The organism is Acinetobacter sp. CS-2 (assembly GCF_016599715.1).
Lineage (GTDB): Bacteria > Pseudomonadota > Gammaproteobacteria > Pseudomonadales > Moraxellaceae > Acinetobacter.
Map to the genome: position 1 here is coordinate 2971316 of NZ_CP067019.1, position 19316 is coordinate 2990631.

The following is a 19316-nucleotide window of genomic DNA, read 5'->3' on the forward strand; positions in this document are numbered from 1 at the left end:
ATGCAGGACAGCAAATGAGTTAAAATCAAGTCCATATGTCTTGTTTAAGAAAATGGCTCATTGAAGATTAAACTACATAGCTAAAAAAGCCCGATGAAAAAGGCTTTTATCGCAACTTTTGAAAGCCTCAGGTTAGAACTTATAACCATAAGCCAAGCCTAAAATGTTCTGACTCATTGTCAAATTCGCTTCACCACCACCAAAGTTTGCAGGAATGGACTCACTGCCCTTTACTTCTTTTTCTAAAGCATGGGTATATGCAATGCTGAGCTCTTGATGAGCATCTACATTCCAGGTTGCACCTACGCTCAAATGATCTTGCACGACCCCGGGTGCCAAGATATTCAAGAAGGTTTGATCCGCCGAAATGGGCTGGTCGTTATGACTATACCCGGCACGTAAAGTTAATTTTGGATGAGCCTGATAGCTTGCTGCAACTTTATACACGTTAATGTCATTCCAGCCAAAGCCTGGACCTTGATCCGACCCAAAGGCATGCCCCTGGAATAACGGGTTAATCGCATGTCCAACCGAACCGACATCTGAATAGTTAATACGTTCCACATCTGCAGCCACGTTCAACTTTGCTGTCAGCTGATAGGCTGCACCAATACCGTAACTTTCAGGTACATCAAAATCACCTTGTTGTGCAAATAAGCCACTGTATTGATCAAAACGGTCTGCATCAATTTTAGAACTATAATTTGCACCTAGAGTTAAACGCTCATCAAAGAACTTCCCAGCCCAACCGACACGTACGCCAACGCCAGTAGCGGAGTCTTTACCCTTATTACTGAGCTTATCGCCATCAACAGAAAAACCCGTAAAACCACTAATACCTTTGGCTTCAAAACGTTGATACAAGATATTGGTCGCAACCCCAATCGATTGATTTTTCGCATATTGCCAAGAGACAGCAGGAGAAATAAACACCTGTGACAAATCCACACCCGCACTGCCTTGATTTCCAAATGCAGCAAATGGATTTTGCTTATAGCCGGTATTCATACCGCCATTGCCATAAATAGCGATCCCCAAATTAACTTGATTATTCACTTGATGGTTATAAGCAAGTTCAGGAAGCACAAAATACTTTCGACCATTGCCATCATAATGACCATTGGCACCAGGTACAGCATTCCCCACTATTTCTGCTGAGCGATCAGGAGCAAAAAGTGTAGCGCCAATATCGATTCTTGAGCCCACCCAACTCAACCCTGCCGGGTTATTTGCAATGGTCAATGCATCTTGAAAATGTGCAACAGAGGCTCCAGCATTCCCTTGAGCCTTAATGCCATAACCATGCATAAAATATCCAGTTGTTGCAAATACAGGAGTACTGATCAATGGTAATAAAGCAGCTAAAAAACGGGGAGAAGTGTGAATATTCATGCTAACAATTGATTAAATAATAATATATTTTTTAATAATATTATTTGTTGTAAGGCTTGTAATCTAATTAAAATGGAATTGCTTATTCGATTTTTTCATAAGACCCCCGCTTCTTTAAGTTTCAATCTATCCTTAAACCTATATATTTTATACCATTTGATAAATTCCTGATTTTTCATTTTTAGATGCTTTAAATTTTGATCCGAATCCCCATCAATAGAAGCAAGAAAAGATAAGAGAACTCTCATGCGCGTAGATATCTGGTCAGATGTAGTTTGCCCATTTTGTTATATTGGTAAAAAACGTCTGGAAGCTGCTGCTGAACAGGCAGGTTTAGAACTTGAAGTTCATTGGCATAGTTATGAACTTGACCCGGAAGCACCTGTTCGCCAGGAAGTATCCAACTCTGAACGTCTGGCGCAAAAATACGGCCGTACTCTGACTGAAGTTGAAGAAATGCAGCGCAATATTGCCGCAATGGCTGCAGAAGAAGGTATTCAGTTCAATTGGGAAAATGCCAATTCAGGCAACACCTTCAATGCTCACCGTATTATTCATTTGGCACAAAGCAAAGGCTTGGGTTCCGAAGCCAAAGAAGCCTTTTTCTATAGTTATATGACCCAAGGTTTAGCCATTGGTGAACGTGAAACCCTGGAAGATGTTGCAGCCCGTATTGGCTTAAATCCGGTTGAAGTAGATGATGTGCTCAATTCAGACGAATTTGCAGATTTTGTCAAATTTGATGAAGAAGTAGCACGTGATCAGCTCAAAGTGACCGGGGTACCCTTCTTTGTCTTTGATCAACGGATCGCACTCGCGGGTGCACAGCCACGTGAAGTATTTTTACAGGTGATGAAAAAAGCCCTTGAAGCACCTCAACAAGACAACATAGTTGCTGAAGATAGCGCAATCTGTAAAGAAGATCAGTGTGATGTTCCGGAAAAATAAGCTGAAGTCTTAACTACAGCAAGTCAATAAAAAATCCCCAGTCCTTGGGGATTTTTTATTTTAAGATTCATTGATCTATTCAATTCAGTCAACCAAGAAGCTAATTTTTAAATTCACCCGATATTCTGTAATTTTATTATCCTTAATCACCACTTTTTGTTCATTTATCCATGCACCCTGCACATTTTTCACTGTTTCGGTCACTTTATCTATGCCACTTTGAATAGCATCTTCAAAACTTTTATTACTGCTTGAATTCACTTCAACCACTTTTGCGATAGCCATTGTTTTTACCTCAGGTTTTATTATTTTGAGTCCAGATCATAGGACATTTTCTAAACAAAAAAGTGAGTTTTAACATTACAGCGCAAAAACTTACAGCCGGGTCACAATACCCTTATTTGCTTTGAACCTCTTACAAAAGACAACTTATCTATACAAGGTTTGGACACAATTAAAAGCACAATTCGCTAGGCTAATATGCGGAATATCTGAGTTCCTAATCATGAAATTTATAGAGGTAAATATGAACACTGAAATACAAGATCCGATGATTGATACCAGTCCAGAACAAAGCACATCTGAAAAATCTCCTTTTTCACCCACGCTCAAAGGTGTACTGATTGGCGCAGTGGCTGGTAGTGTATTACCCGTTTTCGGTACGTTTAGTGGTGCCATTATTGGAGGTGTGGCGGGAAAGGTTTACGAAAAAAAATACCAAAATAAATGCCATGCAAAATAATTTTTATATATTTTCAAAGCAGTTAAGACAGATTGTTAACAGACAGTCTGTCTTAGAGCAAAAACTCTAAATACATGATTTATATAATATTTTAAACTCACCGTTCATCTTTTTTTGCTCTCACCTCCTTACTTGATTCAATCACTTCTTGATATCATTCACATGAAATTTATTTTTATTTCTCTCCTTACCTGCTTCATTTCTGAATGAACCAGACATCCTTTCACTAAAGGAAAATGATGATGAACCTGATTAAATCTCTTATCGCTGTTGCTATTGTGGCTTGCTCTGCTAACCTTTCTGCTCAAATTGTTTATACCCCAGATTTTCCTGTCAACAAAGCAACAGAAATCGTGAATGCTGAACAAAAAGCACCAGTTGCTAAAGCTGAGACACAGAGTGTGACTGCATCTAAAACAGCTGCCTAATCTAAAAATCCATAAAAAAACCAGACAAAACAAATGTGGTCTGGTTTTTTTATCAGCATAAATTGGCATTTTGTTCACCAGCTTATGTTTGATCAGAACATCGTTTTAATCTGTCATTTCATCACTTTCTTTGCAAAATAACAGGACAGCTAAAGCCTGATCAGCAGATTTCTGCTCTCTCCTGCCAAAAAATTGCTTATTTTTTATTTAAAATTTACATTTTTTGCAAATTATGTCTATAAATACTCAAAAACTGACATTTTTTTTCATGCTTTTTTTTACTAAATACATATAATCAAAACAATTAAATAAATAATTCACTCAAGAAGAAGTGTGTATATGCAAGAACTTCAAGCACTGATTCAAGGCAAGATTACTCCGCAAACGATCAACACCGATCAGTTGATCATGCTTGCTGAGCATTACTCCCAGCCCACGTCTGCAGAATATAAGTTACTTGAACTCGCGATTAATATCGTATTGGCAAGTTATCTAGAAAAAGCGCAAAAGCATCTCTAGAGGTGAGATCAGCACATGAATGTCTTAGAAAAAGCCAAGCTGATTCAAGAATTAAATCAACTCATCGATGGCTTGGAACAACGTTCCTTATCTTTCTTTGAAATTGCCCGCTCAAAAGCCAGGATAAAAGACATTTTTGCTTTATGTGATGAACCGATTTTTAAAAAACAGATTTTACAATTTAAATCCCATAGCCAGCCCGAAAAAGCAGCTACAGATTTCGCCGCTCAAACCCTGTTTCAGCTCTCTTTTCGTGGCGTATTTCAGCAAGGTAAAGCGCTAGAGCAAGCCCTTTATCAACATCCTGATTTTGGCTGGGCTATTTTGCATGATCCTCAACTCGGTTGGCAAATCTGGTTAATTCCGGCAGCAAATCGTACAGCCCTGATCAGCGAATGGGAAAATCTGGATGATGCCTATCACTGGATGCTGCAACAACAACAGAACTATGGTTGCCTAAAAACAGACTACGAACTCAAACAGATTCAAAATTTGATTGTACCAAAGCTAACGAGTGTTTTAACTGAGACTGAGACCAATCTAACTGTAGCTGCTGATGAGCTTCAAACCATTGCTGAACATGAACAATCCAATTTAATGGATTTATCCATAACTGAGCTGTATTCAGATCAAGAGCCGATAGCCACTGAAACATCTGCGCAGCAAAGCCAGCAGCCTGCCGAGATTCAGCAACCGTCTTCAGCTGTAGAACCTGATCTACCGATGGCGGCTTCTACGCTCGCCCACACCGATATAGAGAATACAGCGGCTCCGTCATCTATCATCAAAGATGTTGCAGAAACCCTGCAACTCAATCAATATGTCGCCCGTATTCATTCGCTACCTGGCGAAGAAGCCTCATTACAGCAGCTATATCGTTTAGACATTCCCAGCCTGCCAGAAATTGCCCCGTATCTAGATTTACTGTTACATGGTGCAGACCTGGAAAAATGGCAGCATTACCCAATTTATCTGGCAGAGCAGATCAATCAGCAAGGTTGTTTTGTTCGATATTTGGCATTACTGGGTGCAGAAAACCAGACGCAGGCCATGCAGTTCATGCCATTATTGAATAATGCTGAGCAATATGCCCTGGCTGCAATCAAGACAATTCCCTGGATAGACTTGGCCGATCATTTTAACTCTATTGAAGCCCTGTTTGATGTCTATACGCATAAAGCCATTTGCATCTGGCATGATGAAAACTATATGCCATTTATTCCTGCACAACTGATTCAAACCCAAAAAATTATTCAGCTGGATGAAAGTGCCGCCGATATTAAAACACCGCTACTTTTACTCAAAGAACGGCAAAAAATACGGCTTATTCATGGGCACAAACGTTTAGCCCTGTCACAGAATGAATCGGCCTATCCTTATTTTTTATTGGAACGCCATCATGGCATTAGCTGGCAAATGATTCAGATGATTACTGCTCAATTCAGTTCCCCGATTAATTGCCGGGAATTATATAAAGAGATTCAAAAGCATATTTCAAATTAAGTTTTTATTTTTTGTAGCAAGAGCTTGCTTTTTAGTGTGATTTTTTACCAGACTAGTCATCATCAGACAATATAAGAGCAAGGATATGCGGAAAAAAAAATTATCTCTATTAAGCCCCCTCTTATGTGTGTTGATCTCTGGACTCATGTCTACTGTCAGCTGGTCAAACTCAGCTGAAACCGGGGTTGATCAACAAAAGCTTAACGCAACAGAAACAGATTTTAATTTGCTCAGTCAGATTCCAAGCCTGATTGATGCGATGCCGACAGTTTTACCGCAACAGTCAGATGCAGTGATTGTCCCTCCGATCCAGGCCACTGAAAAACAAAGCTGGCTAGACCGTAAACAACATGAAATCCGCAACTGGACAGACCGTAGCTCCCATAAAATAGATCAATGGTTTGGGCAACCCGATCCAAATGATCCAGCTTCAGCAACCCTACGCCTGATTATCGATAACAGCTGGAATAAACATGATGGTTATGAAGTTAGCCCACGTCTGCGCGGAAAAATTAAACTTCCAACCTTGGAACGTAAAATCAGTTTGGTATTCGGTGATGACTCTTTAGATAACGAACTGAACAATAATGTTGCTATTACCGATGAAAATCCAGGTAGCACCAGTAGTAAAGCTTTAGACCGTGAACGAACACAAGAAAGTAACAGTTCCTTGGCCTTGCGTTGGTCGGATTTTTCCAAACGGCTGCCTTTTGAAACCGATCTGGATTTGGGGATTCGTTCAGGGGATGATATTTATGTAAGACTTAAAGCGTCCAGAGACTGGCAACTGGAAAATGATTTCAGATTTCATGCCGAACAGATTTACCGCTATGGCATAGATAGTGAAAACTACTTGCGAACCAATCTGGAACTTACCCATGCACGGCCGAATCAGCCGTTTTTATCCAATCAGCTCAGCCTGACCTATGCCGACAAGCAAGATGACGATGTCACTTGGGATAATTATCTATTCAGACAACATCAATTTTTCCAGAATAACCGTTTTGCTTATGGCTTATATACCGGCGGTTTTTATAATAATAACGACCTTCGCCTGAACAGTTGGGGACCCTATATTTCATGGCGGCAACCTTTTGTGCGTGAATGGTTTTTTCTACAGGGCGATTTAAACTATCTCAATGACCATCGTGAAGATCGCAGCCATTTCCTCGGTGTATTAGTGCGTATGGAAGCATTGTTCTAGTGCGGAGCAATAAACAAATTGGGCCATCAATACACCTATTTTCTGCAATAAAAAACCTCCCGAAGGAGGTTTTTTGCTTAACGCGAAAAGGACTTATTTCAGCAATAAACTGTTAATACGTTTTACATAGGCTGCAGGGTCATCAGGCAAACCGCCTTCAGCAATCACTGCCTGGTCAAAAATCACATTGGCCAGGTCATCAAACTGGTTCGATCCTTCCAGCTTTTTCACCAGCGGATGTTCAGGGTTAATTTCCAGGATTGGTTTTGATTCAGGAACCGCCTGACCAGCCTGTTTCAGCATGCGAATCAATTGTGGAGACAGCTCACCTTCGCCTGTCACCAAACATGCCGGTGAATCGACCAAACGAGTCGTCACACGCACTTGTTGGGCTTTGGCTTTGAGAGAATCCGAAAGCTTGTCCACCACAGGCTTAAACTGTTCAGCTGCTACTTCCAGTGCTTTCTTCTCTTCAGCATCCTGCAAATCACCCAAGTCTACTGCACCCTTGGACACGTTTTGCATTGGCGTTCCATCGAATTCATGAATGAACTCCATCGCCCATTCATCTACACGGTCCGCCATTAACAGCACTTCAATACCTTTTTTCTTGAACAGCTCCAGCTGTGGCGAATTCTTCGCAGCACTGAGGCTTTCCGCAGTCACGTAATAAATGGCTTTTTGCCCTTCTTTCATGCGTGCTTTGTAATCTGCCAATGACGTTGAAATTTCATCATTGCTGGAAGTCGAGAAGCGCAATAATTTTAAGATCCGTTCACGGTTACCAAAGTCTTCACCCAAACCTTCCTTAATCACCGAACCAAATTCAGCATAGAACGTTTTGAATTTCTCCTGGTCTTTTTCATCTTCAGACTTCGCCAAAGCATCCAGCATGGTCAGCACACGGCGTGCATTCCCTTCGCGAATGGTTTTCACGTCACGGCTTTCTTGCAGCAATTCACGGCTAACATTGAGTGGAAGATCGGCACTATCCACCACCCCTTGCACAAAACGCAAATAGTTTGGAATCAGGTTATCTGCTTCATCCATAATAAACACGCGTTTGACATATAGCTTGATGCCGGCTTTGGCTTCACGGGTAAAGAGGTTACTTGCAGCCTTGCTTGGAATATAAAGCAATTGTGTGTATTCCGTGCTGCCTTCTACACGGTTATGGGTCCAGGCCAAAGGTGCATCAAAGTCATGACTGAGATTCTTGTAGAATTCGGTATATTGCTCGTCAGTGATCTCGTTTTTATTGCGGGTCCAAAGTGCGCTGGCAGAGTTAATGGCTTCCCATTCATCTGTTTTTACCATCTGACCTGGCTTAGCTTCTTCCCCCTCAGCCACTTCTTCTTGCTGCCAGATTTCTTTTTGCATTTCAATTGGCAGGCTAATATGGTCAGAATATTTATTGATGATTTGCTTAACTTTATAAGATTCTAAATACTCCAGTACATTGTCACGCAAATGCAAAATAATGTCTGTTCCACGTGAAGCCTTGTTAATCTGTTCAACTTCAAAATCACCTGTGCCAGTGCTAATCCAGCGTACACCGTCAGCGACATCAGCAGCGGCATGGCGCGATTCCACGGTAATCTTTTCAGCCACAATAAAGCCTGAATAGAAACCGACACCAAACTGGCCAATCAACTGCGCATCCGCTTTTTGATCTCCTGACAATTTAGACATGAAGTCCTTGGTGCCTGATTTGGCAATGGTGCCCAGATTATCAATCGCTTCCTGTTGAGTCAGACCAATACCGTTGTCGGAAATAGTGAGGGTTTTATTTTCTTTATCCAGACTGACACGTACATGCAAGTCAGGGTCATTTTCATAATATTCAGGATGGTTAATCCCTTCAAAACGCAACTTGTCACAGGCATCTGAAGCGTTCGAGATCAGTTCTCGCAGAAAAATTTCAGGGTTTGAATAGAGAGAATGCGTCACCAAATGCAATAGCTGCGCTACTTCCGCCTGGAAACTATGTTTTTGTGCGCTTTGTTCGCTCATAAATCACTCCTTAAATTCATTACATGGTTTTTATTGGATGCTTAATGAATGGAGTAAGTTAAAGAATTTTCAATAGGGTCAAATAAATTTTTCTTAAAAAGGCCCTTGTTGATACACACGCTCCATATACAAATTCAGCTTTTGCTGGCGCATTTTATACACTTCAGTTAAACAGCGGCTTGAATTGCCACATTGGTCACGCAACTGTAACCATTTGACCTGCTCATCCTGAATGACACCACGTGTTCCCATCGGTACCAGACGCTTAATAATATTGTAGGTGGTGGCCATTTTGACATCGGCATCATTAATGGCACGGTGCTCGCAAATGGCATGTTCAGTTGACGTTTCTGCTTTGTCACAATTAAAACTGGCTGCATAAACCGAGCCACTTAAAAAACTAAAAAAGACCACACCATACAGAGTGAATAATTTCATGATTCTTCCTGCTTTTTTAGCTTATTGTAGACTCTCAACTTAAACGCATTTTTAATGATTAAACAGGATAAAAGTGCTCAATTTATGTACTTTATTGTGACTGAATGATGAAATAAAAAATCCCCATCAGAGATGGGGATTTTGGCGCTGATTTATTGTTTTTATTTTATATCTATTTTTATTTTAGAATTTGTAGCTATAGCCAATAGTGTACACAAGTGGATCAATATCCAAATCAAATTTAGTAGGAGTAGTACCGCCTGCTTTAACTGTTACTTCAGGGCTAATTTTCGCATAACGTACGTCAGCAAATACACCCCAGTTTTTCGCATCTGCTGGTTTAAAGTTCAATCCAACTTGACCTGCAAAACCAAAGTCTTCTTTAACTTTAACATCAGTACCAGTTAAAGGACCACGTTCGCTTTCATCCCAAGCAATGAATGCTGTACCACCCACACCAATGTATGGTGTGAAGCCAGTTGAGTTTTTAAAATTATATTTCACTGTCAAGGTAGGTGGTAACTGTTTAATTTTTACAGCGTTATCTCCATTCAACAACACATCATGACTAATTGGTGTTGCAAGAAGTAATTCAGTTGAAATATTGTCATTGAAGAAATATTCCACGGAAGGCGTGAATGCATATTCATCATCAGCTTCTACTTTAGCTGCGCCACCTAAAATACTTGTGTCTCCAGTTGGAGCAACTACAGAACCACCCACTTTAACCTGCCATTGACCTGCCATTGCAGAAGCAGACATCCCCATTAACGCGATAAGAGCAACTTGTTTTAACATTTTAAATCACCTCTAGAAGGATAATTACTACAAAATTTAAACATTAATTAATAATAAACATGCCTATTATTAATATGCAATAGCCATTAATTATTTTAAATTTATTTATTTTTAAACTATTGAAAATATTAGTTATTTATTTTAATCAGATCAACATAGTTGGTTTTTAATACCAACCATGTTAATCAGATTAATGATTATATTCCAAGTATATTGCTTGGTTTTATTATATTAATTATTTAATAACATTTATTTTAAATACATGTTTTAAAATAAGCAATAAAATGAATTAAAAATTCATTAAAGTACCATTGCAGCAATCCAGCCAAATACCAATAATGGAATATTAAAATGGATAAATGTTGGAACAACCGTATCCCAAATATGATCATGCTGACCATCTACACCCAGACCTGCAGTTGGACCTAAAGTTGAGTCTGAAGCTGGAGAGCCGGCATCACCCAATGCTGCTGCGGTACCAATCAAGGCCACAGTAGCCAATGGAGAAAAGCCAAATTGTATGCACAGCGGTACATAAATCACTGCCAATACCGGTACACTGGAGAATGATGAACCAATCCCGATGGTTACGAACAAACCAATAAACAGCATCAGGAATGCAGCCAAGGCTTTGTTGTCACCAATCAGATGCACTACCCCATTCACCAGACTATTGATGTCACCAGTATGCGTCATCACCGAAGCAAAACCAGCCGCAGAAATCATAATGAAGCCGACCAATGCCATCATGCGCATGCCTTGAACGAAGACATCATCGGCCTCTTGCCATTTGAAGATACCCGCAGCAGACAGTACCGCAAAACCGACCAGTCCACCCAAGATCATCGAGCCTGAATACAGCTGGGCAACCAAAGTCAAGGAAATCGCGAGTAGTGCCATAAAGATGGTTTTTTTCGCGATGACTGGCGCTTGTTCTGCTTCATGTTTGAGTTCTTCGGCATCCGCTTGCAGACTCACTTCGCCCGCACGAATTGGCTTGTCCAGATCGATGGTGGTCACACGAGCAACCGCACGATCAATATAATGACGTGGTTTGCGATAGCTGAAAAATACAGCAGTCAACGTACCGATCAGCATGCCAATGACCGGAATAGCCATCCCCATCGGCATCATCCAGCGCTCTACATGCAAGCCATAGGCTGCACCAATTTTATTGATGTTGCCCATCAAAATTTGTTCAAGGAAAATGGAACCAAAACCGACTGGCAGGAAAATGTAGGTTCCGACCAACCCCATGGTCAGTACACATGCTGCCGCACGACGGTCTAAATTCATGTGATTCATAACCTTAAGTAAAGGAGGAACCAAGACCGGAATAAAGGCGATATGCACAGGAATCAGGTTTTGAGAAAAAATGGCTGCAACCAGTAAAATGCTTAACAGTAAATATTTTACTTTTCTGGTTTTTTGATGCGTGGCTTCCGCACCCAGCAAACCAATTAATTTATGTGCCAAAAGATCAGGCAAGCCTGATTTTGACAAGGCCAAAGCAAAAGCACCCAATACCGCATAAGCCAGGGCAACTTCTGCCCCATCACCCAGACCCGCATTAAATGCAGTTACAGTATCCGACAAACTTAGACCTGCAACCAAGCCACCAATAATCGCTGAAATGACCAAAGTCAAGACAACAGAAACTCGTGCCAGTGAGAGTATAAACATCACGGCAATCGCAATTACTACTGCATTCATGAAAATTTTAAGGAAGATAAAAAGCCGTTATTTTAACAGATGCACCCTTTTGAAACTGTAAATAAATCGGCTCAGTCAAAAAACAACAAGAAATTGATTTTAATTAAAATTTATATCAAAAAGAATTGTTCAATTATTTTTTAGCGCAAATTTTTTGATATATTCTGCGACCAACTCTGCTTGGCTCAATATTGCCCAATGGTTAGCATCTATTTCTACATGCTGAAAATTTTCTGCCCATTTCGGCATTTCATCAATCAGTTCCGGACTGACAAAATTGTCTCTTTTCAGCACAATCGCCTGCACCGGACAAACAGCAAAACGCTGACGTGGTTGGGTTAAACGTGGGATGAAGTTGGCACGATACAGTCCAATACCATGTTTTCCATCTGCAGCAATATGGCTGTTTAAAGGTAAATCTTTTTGCTGCTCTAACTGTTGCAAAACTTTGTCCCATTTTTCAGGCGTAAATAAAGTCCAGATGACTGGCGCCAACAAGGGCAATTGAAACACCGCGATATACCAGGATTTAGTCAGCTGTTTAAAAAACCTGGGCTTATTTTGTTTAAATTGCTGACGCATCCAGAAAGCGGTATGATCCAGACAGGGCCCGGAAATAGTACTATAAGATAAAATTCGCCCCCGAAACTTCGGCTCAGTCACCGATTCCCAAGACTGGATTGAACCCCAGTCATGTGCTGCCAAGTGAAAAGGATGGTCTTCCAATACGGTATTGACCACACTTTCCAGATCTAAAGATAACTGTTCCAGCCGATAGTCACGAATCCGTTTCGGAATGGAGGATTTCCCTGCACCGCGTACATCATAGCTCAACACATAAAAATCTTGAATCAGCTGCTGAATGACCAGCTCCCAAACTTCCTGATTATCCGGATAGCCATGAACCAGGACTAAAGCAGGGTTTGCCTCATTGCCCCATGTTTTCACATAAAGCCGCTGCTGATCTGAAGTAGTCACCCATTGTGTTTGTGCTTGCATATATTTTTATCCTATTCTTTTATTGCCTATTTATTGCAGAATCTGGGCAATCCGATCAATGCCAGCCTGATCATTGTGTTTTAGTATGTTCTGAAGCCGAAAAATAATAATTGACCCAAATGAGCCTTTTCAAAAAACTACAGACAATTCCTGCTATCTCTAAATTTTTATTAAATCGCTATGCACCTTACCGCGGTGCAGGGATTGAAATCGATAAGGTGGATCTGGCGAATTACCATATTCGCATCAAAATGCCTTTAACCCGTAAAAATCAAAATGTTGTCGGTGTACATTTTGGCGGCAGTTTATATGCAATGGTCGATCCTTTATATATGCTGATTTTGATGCATCATTTGGGTTCAAAATACATTGTGTGGGATAAATCTGCATCCATACAATTTCTCTCACCTGGTCGTGGTACGGTGTATGCCGATATTCGTCTCGATCCAACAGAAATTGACCAGATTAAGCGACTTGCTGAAAATCACGCCCCGGTATACCGAAACTATCATGTAAATATTTTTGATGAATCGGGCGTACGGATTGCCGAGGTAGAAAAAACCATCTATATCCGCCGAAAAAAACCAAAGGCCAGCCATAATTGACAAAAAAGCGCCTGATTAACAAGCGCTTTTTATCAAATTTTTAAACTTCATTAACGTTTTTTCTCTTCAATGGCTGCACCTGCTCCACCACCAATGGCACCACCAATGGCAGCTCCGGCATTACCCCCAAAGATACTTTTACCCACCGCAGAACCAATAGCACCACCGACACCACTATAGGTCGCATTACGGTTAGAACCACCCTGGGTTTTACTGCCTACTGCTGCACCGGCACCACCACCGACAGCTGCACCGATACCGCCACCAACCTGATTCCCTACACCACCACCAACCGCACCACCAAGTGCAGCTGCGCCAATACGTTGCTCTCTTGGAGACATAGAATCACACCCTGCCAGCATAAAAGTCGACAGGGTTGCCATTGCCATCACGCTCATTAACTTTTTCATGAGATATGTCCTTTTGGCTATTTGTTACAGCATACGTCATGAGTGTGAAGTTAATATCCGCGTAATGTTACTTTTCCAAGTTTTAATGTTGAATGTTGTAATTTAATTTTAATTAAAATACCAAAAAATCGATTCGGCATGTGGAAGATCGATTGTTCGAAATCAGAAATCAGAAATCAGAAATCAGAAATCAGAAATCAGAAATCAGTTAAAGTATTCCCATCGATACATAACTTTATAAGAAAAATTTTAAATAACACAGCGGCTTTATTTAATATTATTTAAATGGGAAGGATCACGAGAATGAAAAAACGCCTTTGCTTGATATTTACATTGTTCTGTTACAATTCATCGGCCTATCCGGATTCTTCTGATACAAGCTTAATGAATAAAACCAAAGTCCTGAAAAATATTGCTTATGGGCCTCATGCTCAACAGGTCATGGATATCTATTTCCCCACCAAAGCTTTCCCAGATAAAACGCTGACACCGTTAATTGTGATGGTACATGGAGGAGCCTGGACCACTGGAGATAAAAATAATGCGGCTGTAGTCAAAAACAAAGTGGCATATTGGACCAAACAAAACTGGGTATTTATTTCCCTCAATTATCGATTGGTTCCTGAGGTCAGCGTACAACAACAAACCCAAGATATTGCAGAAGCACTTATTTATATCCAGAAACAGGCTGCAAATTGGCATGCTGATCCTAAACGTTTGGTTCTGATGGGACATTCAGCAGGTGCACACTTAGTCAGCCTACTCACTACACGCCCCCTCTGGCTGACATCGCAGCCTCAGCCCTGGCGTGCTACAGTGGCTTTAGACAGTGCTGCCTATAATGTCGAAATTATTATGCAAACTCGACATGCACGGTTTTATGATCAAGCCTTTGGTAATCAGCCATCAAACTGGAAAGCACTTTCTCCTATATCTCAAGTACACCAAACTTTACCGGCATTTCTCGCTGTTTGTTCCACAATTCGGCCAGACCAACCATGTATACAGGCACAGCAATTTATTCAGCAAGCACAAAAATCAGGAACCAAAACCCAGCTATTGCCTATTCCACTTTCACACAGAGAAATCAACCAGTCACTTGGGCAAAATAATACATATACCCAAGCGGTGAATTTATTTATACAAAGCCATTCCGCTACGGAGAAATGAGCTTATTTCAATCTCATTTAACCTAAAAATGATTTGAGCATACAAGATCTTATTTTTAAAAAACTTATTCCCTCTCTAAAATCCCCAATATGCTCTCAAAAACAGAGGCATAAAAAAAGACGCCCGAAGGCGTCTTTTTTGAGTCATTTAACGTCGAATTAGAATTCTTGGTTAAATGCTTGGCTTAATGCTTGGTCTACATCAGAGAAGTCATTAACCAGCGCATGTTCTGCAGCTTCTGCTTCTTGACGACGACGTTCCAAGTGGTACGCAAGACCAGTACCCGCTGGAATCAAGCGACCCACAACAACGTTTTCTTTCAAGCCACGTAGGTCATCTTCTTTACCTGTTACAGCCGCTTCAGTTAACACGCGTGTTGTTTCCTGGAACGATGCAGCAGAGATGAACGAGTCAGTAGAAAGCGATGCTTTGGTAATACCCATCAATTGACGTTCAAACTTCGCCGGGAACTTGTTCTGTGCAAGAACAGCTTGGTTCTCACTCATAACACGGATGTAATCCACTTGTTCGCCTTTGATGAAGCTTGTATCGCCACCGTCAGTAATGTCGACTTTACGCAACATTTGACGCACGATCACTTCGATGTGTTTATCGTTGATTTTTACACCTTGCAGACGGTATACGTCCTGAACTTCGTTCACGATGTAGTTGGTCAATGCCACTTCGCCTTTCAAGCGCAAGATGTCGTGTGGATTTTGCGGACCATCAGAAATGGTTTCACCACGGTTCACATGCTCGCCTTCGAACACGTTAATCGTACGCCACTTCGGAATAAGCTCTTCGTAAATCTCAGAGCCATCATCCGGAGTAATCACAAGACGGTTCTTGCCTTTAGTCTCTTTACCGAAGCTTACAACACCAGAAATTTCAGCAAGAATTGCATGCTCTTTCGGTTTACGTGCTTCGAACAAGTCAGCTACGCGTGGAAGACCACCGGTAATATCACGGGTACGTGAAGTTTCTTGTGGTACACGACCAATAACGTCACCGACACCAATCGTTTCGCCATCACGGACAGAAAGAATGGTATTTTGTGGCAAGAAGTAGAACTGTTCGCCACCATCAGTGGTATCCAATACAACCGCTGGACGCAAATCTTTACCTGACGCAGGACGTGAAGTCACTGGCAAGATTTCGATTGTAGTCATACCTGTTGCATCATCAGTTTTCGATGTCACAGTTACGCCATCAGCAATTTGGCTGAAACGTACTTTACCGGCAACTTCTGTAACCAATGGATGTGTATGTGGATCCCAAGTCGCTACGATACCGCCTGCTTCTACAGCTTCACCATCTTTCAACAAGATAGATGCACCGTAAGGAAGTTTATAGCGTTCGCGTTCACGACCTAAATCATCCGCAATACCGATCTCACCTGAACGTGAAGTCGATACCAAATGACCTTTGGCATGTTGTACTGTTTTCACGTTGTGGAAACGTACTGTACCTTTGTTACGAACTTGTACGCTGTTTGCAGCAGAAGTTCGGCTCGCAGCACCACCCACGTGGAACGTACGCATGGTTAACTGTGTACCTGGCTCACCAATTGATTGAGCAGCCATTACACCCACAGATTCACCTGGATTCACCAAGTGACCGCGAGCAAGGTCACGACCATAACACTTCGCACATACGCCAAATGTAGATTCACAGTTTACAACTGAACGTACTTTAACTTCATCGACACCTGCTTCTTCAAGGAAGGCAGCAATTTTTTCGTCAATCAACGTGTTACGTGGAAGAATGACTTCGTCAGAACCAGCACGTTTCACATCTTCAGCAACAACACGACCCAATACTCGAGCACCCAGATTCTCGATGACATCGCCACCTTGAATGAATGGCGTCATGACCAGACCGCCATAAGTACCGCAATCCGGCTCGGTAATAACCAAATCCTGCGCTACGTCTACCAGACGACGAGTCAAGTAACCAGAGTTTGCTGTTTTAAGTGCTGTATCGGCCAAACCTTTACGCGCACCATGTGTTGAAATGAAGTACTGAAGTACTGTCAAACCTTCACGGAAGTTTGCTTTAATCGGGGTTTCAATGATCGAACCATCTGGTTTCGCCATCAAACCACGCATACCCGCCAACTGACGAATCTGAGCTGCCGAACCACGGGCACCCGAGTCAGACATCATGTAGATACTGTTGAATGATTTCTGTTTCTCATCTTCACCCTGTTTGTTCTTAACAGTCGTGAAAGACAAGTTATCCATCATCGCTTTCGCTACCTGGTCATTGGTACGTGCCCAGATATCGACTACCTTGTTATAACGTTCACCGGCAGTTACGAAACCTTGTTCGAATTGTTGTTCGATTTCACGAACTTCAACTTCTGCTTTTTCGATGATCGAGTATTTCGCTGGTGGAATGAGCATGTCTTCCATACCAACAGATACACCAGAACGAGTCGCTTGACGGAAGCCCAGGTACATCAATTGGTCAGCAAAGATAACGGTATCTTTCAGACCCAATTTACGGTAGCAAGAGTTAATTAACTTGGAGATGTTCTTTTTCGTCATCTCAACGTTGATTTGCTGGAAGTCCATACCTTCAGGAACAACTTCCCAAAGCAGACAGCGGCCTGGAGTCGTGTCAACAATAATGGTTTGCTGTTCACGGTTTCCATCTTCGTCAATCACAGTCTGGTGTACACGTGCTTTAACGCGAGCGTGTAAATCTACCTGACCTGTTGCAAGTGCACGGTTTACTTCGTCAGTATCCGCGAACACCATACCTTCACCTTTGGCATTGATCGCATCACGCGTGATGTAATACAAGCCCAAGACCACGTCCTGAGAAGGTACGATGATTGGCTCACCGTTGGCTGGTGACAAGATGTTGTTGGTCGACATCATTAACGCACGAGCTTCTAACTGAGCTTCAAGTGTTAATGGTACGTGTACCGCCATTTGGTCACCGTCGAAGTCGGCGTTGAACGCAGCACATACGAGTGGGTGTAGACGGATCGCTTTACCTTCAATCAGGGTTGGTTCAAATGCTTGAAGACCCAAACGGTGAAGTGTAGGCGCACGGTTCAACATCACTGGATGTTGACGGATCACGTGAGCAAGAACGTCCCAAACTTCTGGAGTTTCGCGCTCAACCATTTTCTTCGCAGCTTTAATGGTTGTTGCTTGGCCAGAAGCTTGCAGTTTTGCGAAAATGAATGGCTTGAATAATTCAAGTGCCATTTTCTTCGGAAGACCACATTGGTGCAAACGTAAAGTTGGACCTACAGTAATAACCGAACGACCAGAGTAATCGACACGCTTACCAAGTAAGTTTTGACGGAAACGACCTTGCTTACCTTTGATCATATCAGCCAAAGATTTAAGCGGACGTTTGTTCGAACCGGTAATTGCACGACCACGACGACCGTTATCAAGCAATGCATCTACAGACTCTTGCAGCATACGTTTTTCGTTACGTACGATAATGTCTGGAGCAGCAAGGTCAAGAAGACGTTTTAAACGGTTGTTACGGTTAATCACACGACGGTAAAGATCGTTCAAATCAGAAGTCGCGAAACGTCCACCTTCAAGCGGAACCAACGGACGAAGGTCTGGTGGAAGAACTGGCAATACAGTTAATACCATCCATTCTGGCTTGTTGTTTGACTCTTTGAACGCTTCCATCAACTTCAAGCGTTTAGACGCTTTTTTCAGCTTGGTTTCTGAAGTTGTGTTAGGAATTTCTTCGCGAAGACGTGAAATTTCAGCTTCAAGATCGATGTCTTTCAACAGGTCCTGAACAGCTTCTGCACCCATTTTTGCAGTGAATTCATCACCGTGCTCTTCTAACGCCGTGAAGTATTCTTCATCGTTCAGAAGTTGGTATTTCTCCATTGGAGTCATACCTGGGTCAGTGACCACGTAAGATTCGAAATACAATACGCGTTCGATGTCACGTAAAGTCATGTCTAGAAGAAGACCGATACGAGACGGTAATGATTTCAAGAACCAGATGTGCGCAACTGGAGAAGCCAATTCGATGTGACCCATACGCTCACGACGAACTTTCGCAGTTGTTACTTCAACGCCACATTTTTCACAAATGACGCCTTTGTATTTCATACGCTTGTATTTACCACACAAGCATTCGTAATCTTTTACCGGACCAAAGATTTTGGCACAGAACAAACCGTCACGTTCAGGTTTGAAGGTACGGTAGTTAATTGTCTCTGGCTTTTTAACTTCACCATGAGACCATGACTTAATCATTTCTGGTGACGCAAGACCAATACGGATGCGATCAAACTCTACTGGAGCATGACCATCAGAATCCGTCTTTTTGCGCATGATATCGAGCAAGTCTTTCAATTTTTTTCTCCGTGTGTTGTGGAGATTTTCACTTCACAACTGGGTCACAAATATTGTTTTTTAACTGAAATTTGGAATCTCCCCT

The 19316-nt window shown here is 41.8% G+C and carries 17 protein-coding genes; 8 read left to right on the plus strand and 9 right to left on the minus strand.

Annotated features, from left to right (window positions below):
- Nucleotides 1-132: 132 nt before the first annotated feature.
- A complete protein-coding gene (locus tag JFY49_RS14625; protein ID WP_200223310.1) occupies nt 133-1392 on the minus strand; it encodes an OmpP1/FadL family transporter in 1260 nt (419 codons plus the stop codon).
- Nucleotides 1393-1638: 246 nt separating this feature from the next.
- Between JFY49_RS14625 and JFY49_RS14630 the strand changes: the two genes are divergently transcribed.
- On the plus strand, nt 1639-2340 hold the full coding sequence (locus JFY49_RS14630; RefSeq protein WP_180043474.1) for a DsbA family oxidoreductase: 702 nt from the start codon (nt 1639-1641) through the stop codon (nt 2338-2340).
- Nucleotides 2341-2424: 84 nt separating this feature from the next.
- On the opposite strand, the gene JFY49_RS14635 is transcribed toward JFY49_RS14630, so the two are convergent.
- Nucleotides 2425-2625, minus strand: coding sequence for a dodecin family protein (locus JFY49_RS14635; RefSeq protein ID WP_086197235.1), 201 nt, complete (start codon nt 2623-2625; stop codon nt 2425-2427).
- Nucleotides 2626-2866: 241 nt separating this feature from the next.
- Between JFY49_RS14635 and JFY49_RS14640 the strand changes: the two genes are divergently transcribed.
- From JFY49_RS14640 to JFY49_RS14660, 5 genes are all read left to right on the plus strand, one after another.
- Nucleotides 2867-3082 carry a hypothetical protein gene (locus tag JFY49_RS14640; RefSeq protein ID WP_200223311.1) on the plus strand — a complete coding sequence of 72 codons (216 nt, stop codon included), beginning with the start codon at nt 2867-2869 and terminating at the stop codon, nt 3080-3082.
- Nucleotides 3083-3324: 242 nt separating this feature from the next.
- Nucleotides 3325-3510, plus strand: coding sequence for a hypothetical protein (locus tag JFY49_RS14645; RefSeq protein WP_200223312.1), 186 nt, complete (start codon nt 3325-3327; stop codon nt 3508-3510).
- 339 nt (nt 3511-3849) lie between these two features.
- A complete protein-coding gene (locus JFY49_RS14650; protein WP_200223313.1) occupies nt 3850-4029 on the plus strand; it encodes a hypothetical protein in 180 nt (59 codons plus the stop codon).
- Between the two features lie 15 nt (nt 4030-4044).
- Nucleotides 4045-5532, plus strand: coding sequence for a hypothetical protein (locus tag JFY49_RS14655; protein WP_200223314.1), 1488 nt, complete (start codon nt 4045-4047; stop codon nt 5530-5532).
- 85 nt (nt 5533-5617) lie between these two features.
- The gene (locus tag JFY49_RS14660) at nt 5618-6736 is read left to right on the plus strand and encodes a hypothetical protein (protein WP_180082280.1); all 1119 of its coding nucleotides are present in this window, start codon (nt 5618-5620) and stop codon (nt 6734-6736) included.
- A 93-nt stretch (nt 6737-6829) separates the two neighbouring features.
- Here the strand turns inward: JFY49_RS14660 and htpG are convergent, their stop codons facing one another.
- From htpG to JFY49_RS14685, 5 genes are all read right to left on the minus strand, one after another.
- Complete coding sequence (htpG, locus tag JFY49_RS14665; RefSeq protein ID WP_200223315.1) at nt 6830-8749, minus strand: molecular chaperone HtpG; 1920 nt, start codon at nt 8747-8749, stop codon at nt 6830-6832.
- A 93-nt stretch (nt 8750-8842) separates the two neighbouring features.
- Nucleotides 8843-9187, minus strand: a complete 345-nt coding sequence (locus JFY49_RS14670) for a lysozyme inhibitor LprI family protein (protein WP_166168501.1) — start codon at nt 9185-9187, stop codon at nt 8843-8845.
- Between the two features lie 183 nt (nt 9188-9370).
- Nucleotides 9371-9985, minus strand: a complete 615-nt coding sequence (locus tag JFY49_RS14675; protein ID WP_200223317.1) for an OmpW/AlkL family protein — start codon at nt 9983-9985, stop codon at nt 9371-9373.
- A gap of 300 nt (nt 9986-10285) precedes the next feature.
- The gene (locus JFY49_RS14680) at nt 10286-11698 is read right to left on the minus strand and encodes a Na+/H+ antiporter family protein (RefSeq protein ID WP_180043488.1); all 1413 of its coding nucleotides are present in this window, start codon (nt 11696-11698) and stop codon (nt 10286-10288) included.
- A 129-nt stretch (nt 11699-11827) separates the two neighbouring features.
- Nucleotides 11828-12697 (minus strand): alpha/beta fold hydrolase, encoded by an 870-nt coding sequence (locus JFY49_RS14685; RefSeq protein ID WP_180043490.1) that lies wholly within the window; start codon nt 12695-12697, stop codon nt 11828-11830.
- A gap of 119 nt (nt 12698-12816) precedes the next feature.
- Here JFY49_RS14685 and JFY49_RS14690 point away from each other — a divergent pair, with 119 nt between their 5' ends.
- A complete protein-coding gene (locus JFY49_RS14690; protein ID WP_180043493.1) occupies nt 12817-13302 on the plus strand; it encodes a PaaI family thioesterase in 486 nt (161 codons plus the stop codon).
- Nucleotides 13303-13352: 50 nt separating this feature from the next.
- Here the strand turns inward: JFY49_RS14690 and JFY49_RS14695 are convergent, their stop codons facing one another.
- Complete coding sequence (locus tag JFY49_RS14695) at nt 13353-13712, minus strand: DNA transfer protein p32 (RefSeq protein ID WP_086197247.1); 360 nt, start codon at nt 13710-13712, stop codon at nt 13353-13355.
- 303 nt (nt 13713-14015) lie between these two features.
- Here JFY49_RS14695 and JFY49_RS14700 point away from each other — a divergent pair, with 303 nt between their 5' ends.
- Complete coding sequence (locus JFY49_RS14700; protein WP_166168486.1) at nt 14016-14882, plus strand: alpha/beta hydrolase; 867 nt, start codon at nt 14016-14018, stop codon at nt 14880-14882.
- Nucleotides 14883-15040: 158 nt separating this feature from the next.
- Here the strand turns inward: JFY49_RS14700 and rpoC are convergent, their stop codons facing one another.
- Nucleotides 15041-19231, minus strand: coding sequence for a DNA-directed RNA polymerase subunit beta' (gene rpoC / locus JFY49_RS14705; protein WP_086197249.1), 4191 nt, complete (start codon nt 19229-19231; stop codon nt 15041-15043).
- Nucleotides 19232-19316: the final 85 nt, after the last annotated feature.